The following is a 3,336-nucleotide window of genomic DNA, read 5'->3' as shown; positions in this document are numbered from 1 at the left end:
ACTCTCCTTTAAAAGGACAACGCCTTACTATAAATTAATTGATAAGGTTCTACTTATAGTTTATCAAAAAAATGAAAGGAGTGTATGATACTCTGTCGCAAGGTACACAAGTATCATACAAGGGTTTGTTATGAAGAAAATCCTATGGTGTATGTGTATTTGTCTTTTTTTGTGTGGATGTCAATCATCATTTGGTTCTATCAATGAAGGAACCTTAGATATGGAAAGTTTTAGTGAAAGAATAGAAGAACAAATAGAAAAAAATAATTGGAGAATGGGGCTTTTCAATGAGGAAGCTTGGAGTAAACACAAAGTGGAACAAGAATATCATATGGATATGACCAAAATAGAAGATTGTTTAATTAAAAGTTCCTTAATAGAAGCGCAGTTTGTTGAGATAGCTTTCTTTAAAGCAGATCAACAATATGATTCTATGATCAAAGATTCCATTCAATATCGCCTACAAAAACTATCCTCAACTTATACAAATTATGTACAAGATACAACAAAAAAATTATCTCAATACAAACAGGGAAGAATTGGAAAATATTATTACTTTATTCTTGGTGAAGATTGCAAAAAGGTGGTAAACTATATACGTAACAGTGAATAAAGCTTATGAATGGGTGATTTTATGGATAAACTAAAGAACATATATCAAGAATTTACATCCTTTGAGGGAAGTCTTTTTCGATACTCGTTATCGTTTTCTTTGATGTTGGCACTCGCCCCCTCTTTGTTGTTGTTTGCGATGCTTTTTCGATATGCTTATTTACCAATCGAAATTATCTTGAATTTTGTTGTGAACTTCTTACCAGATACCAGTGTCACTACATTGGATAAAATCTTTGTGTTCTTTTCCGATAAAGATTATAGTATTGTTTCCTTTATTGTAACTGTCAGTGTTTCATTCTATCTAGCTTCTCGTAGTATATTCTCATTCCTCTTAATCAGCGCATCCCATGAGGAAGTAGATGTACCGAAATGGTCGATCCGTGTGAAATCCATTATGTTGTTTATTCTATCCACCGCCTTTTTAATTGTTGGTGTGTTTCTAGCAACTCGCTTTTCCAAATTTCTACCCGTGATATCCGCAAGCTTTATGCTTTTGTTTTTTACTGGATTGTACCGTACCCTTAGCTTTCGTAAACGCAACTGGGGATTTGGTATGATTGGCGGTATGTTTTCAACGATTTGTATCATGGCATTGGCTGCCCTATTCGTAAACATTGTACAAACCTTTACTTCTTATAATGATATCTATGGACCCTTAGCTGCTTTAGTAACCTTATTATTGGCCATTTACTTAATCTCATGTATTGTATACTTAGGGTTTTGTTTAAACATTGTATTTGAAGATGAATACCAAAACGAATCGAAATTACCACTTAAAAATGAAAGATTCTTTATGTATTGTCAAAAACTAACAGATTCTATAAAAGCACGCTTCTTTAAGTAAAATCCATCAAACATTGGTCTTCACAAAAGTGATAAAGTACGTTACTATATAGAAGAATAAAAGAATGAGATGAGGAAATCGTATGCGTAAGAATAAATTAGAAATTATTACGATTGTATTATATATCGTAGGAGGCATGTTTTTTATAGGATACTTATTTACACAAGAGGTCATTATGATGGCAATTGGTGCTTTGTTTTTGTGTTATGGTAGTATGATGCAAAACAAAAAAATAAAAGATGATAAAAAATAAGACGATGTAGAGGTATTCTTAGGAATATCTCTATTTTTATAAAACTATGCTTGCTATCTATTTCATATCCTGTATGATATACTAGGAAGTAGTAAAAATGTACGAAAAGTGAGGTTGTTTATGAAATTAACAATAAAGAAAACAGGAATTAATGGAGAAGGAATAGGATATCTTGATCGAACTCCTGTATTTATACCAGGTGCTTTAATGGATGAAGAAGTAGACGTACGTATTATAGAACGTCAAAGTCGTTATGCAACGGCAGAAGTAAATTATATAGTAAAGAAGAGCAAGGATCGTATTGAACCAAAATGTAAGATTCAACATGCATGTGGTGGATGTCCTTTGATGATCGCTAAATATCCAGCACAATTACAATATAAGCGAGAAATACTGAAACAATCTTTGATTAAATATGCGCAAGTAGATCCTAGAAGAATTGGGAAAGTTCTTGCGAGTGAACAAGTATTTGAATATCGTAATCAATTTAAAATGCCATGTGCATTAAATGATTACGGGGAAATATCTAGTGGTTTATATATGCCAAATTCCAATTATTTTATTGAGATAAAAAAATGTTGGGTACATGAATCAGGATTGGAACGTACACGTAGAGATGTTATGGATATTCTTATGGAATATGGAATAGAACCTTACGAATTCCATGAGAAAAAGGGAATTCGCTCTGTTGTAATACGTGGGTTCGATGGAAAATATCAATGTACACTTGTGACTGGAAATGATGACATAGATACTCGTGCAATCGATCAAATTATGCGTATTAAGGGAATGTGCAGCCTATGGCAAAGTATCCATACCATAAAAAAATCACCAGAGGTGTTCGGTCCTAAAATGATCTTTTTGGCAGGAGAAAGACTATTACCTTTAGAATTGGATGGTTTACATCTACAAGTATCTCCACGCTCTTTCTTCCAGCTAAACAGCTTACAAGCGGTACAATTATATCGTACGATCGCTTCCATGGTAGAGGGTCATAAAGGACTCATCGTTGAAGCCTATAGTGGTATTGGTGCCATCTCCTTGTATTTAAAGGATAAAGCAGATGAAATTATAGGAATTGAAACTATCAAAGACGCTGTAATAAATGCGAATGCAAATGCGAAGTTGAATGGATGTGAGCATGTATCCTTCCTTTGTGATGATGCCGCAAATAAATTAACATATATCTCAAAGAAACGTAGTATTGATGTTCTTGTTGTCGATCCTCCAAGAAGTGGTTTAGATGATGCAATGTTAGATTGTATCCTTAAAAGTAAGATCAAAGAAATCATTTATGTATCTTGTAATCCAGCAACCCTAGGCAAAAACATCGCAGTACTATCTTCTAGATACAAAGTAGAAAGAGTACAGCCTTTAGATATCTTCCCACATACACAACACGTGGAAAGTGTAGTACGCTTAATAAGATTAAAATAAAGAAAGGGTTATGGAATTTAGTAATTCATTACTTTATAAAACAGGAAAGGCATTCTATTTCCTGTTTTTTTCGTGTGCCGGGCATGGCATACATCTAAGTGGTGAAAGTCCACTGTGGAGGTTTAGTCGCTAACCACTAGTCGAAGACAAGGGTGTCCATCGTGAGATGGAATCTGAAGGAAGTCCT

General features: G+C 33.8%; 4 protein-coding genes. All 4 read left to right on the top strand.

Annotated features, from left to right (window positions below; translation table 11 throughout):
- Positions 1-130 precede the first annotated feature (130 nt).
- Positions 131-613, top strand: a complete 483-nt coding sequence (locus tag ACWG42_RS14875; RefSeq protein WP_455793348.1) for a DUF4358 domain-containing protein — start codon at positions 131-133, stop codon at positions 611-613.
- Positions 614-634: 21 nt separating this feature from the next.
- The gene (locus ACWG42_RS14870) at positions 635-1,459 is read left to right on the top strand and encodes a YihY/virulence factor BrkB family protein (RefSeq protein WP_455793347.1); all 825 of its coding nucleotides are present in this window, start codon (positions 635-637) and stop codon (positions 1,457-1,459) included.
- 82 nt (positions 1,460-1,541) lie between these two features.
- Positions 1,542-1,712: a hypothetical protein gene (locus ACWG42_RS14865; RefSeq protein ID WP_455793346.1), complete on the top strand. Its 171-nt coding sequence runs from the start codon at positions 1,542-1,544 to the stop codon at positions 1,710-1,712.
- A gap of 120 nt (positions 1,713-1,832) precedes the next feature.
- The gene (gene rlmD, locus ACWG42_RS14860; RefSeq protein ID WP_455793345.1) at positions 1,833-3,149 is read left to right on the top strand and encodes a 23S rRNA (uracil(1939)-C(5))-methyltransferase RlmD; all 1,317 of its coding nucleotides are present in this window, start codon (positions 1,833-1,835) and stop codon (positions 3,147-3,149) included.
- Positions 3,150-3,336 lie beyond the last annotated feature (187 nt).

Source organism: Amedibacillus sp. YH-ame10 (genome assembly GCF_053848885.1).
Note: the sequence above shows the minus strand (reverse complement) of the source record. Positions and strands in the feature narration are given on the sequence as shown.

Bases quoted from the DNA above. Each gene is read 5' to 3' on its own strand.
- ACWG42_RS14875 (WP_455793348.1), top strand. From the start codon at position 131: ATGAAGAAAATCCTATGGTGTATGTGTATTTGTCTTTTTTTGTGTGGA.
- ACWG42_RS14870 (WP_455793347.1), top strand. From the start codon at position 635: ATGGATAAACTAAAGAACATATATCAAGAATTTACATCCTTTGAGGGA.
- ACWG42_RS14865 (WP_455793346.1), top strand. From the start codon at position 1,542: ATGCGTAAGAATAAATTAGAAATTATTACGATTGTATTATATATCGTA.
- rlmD (WP_455793345.1), top strand. From the start codon at position 1,833: ATGAAATTAACAATAAAGAAAACAGGAATTAATGGAGAAGGAATAGGA.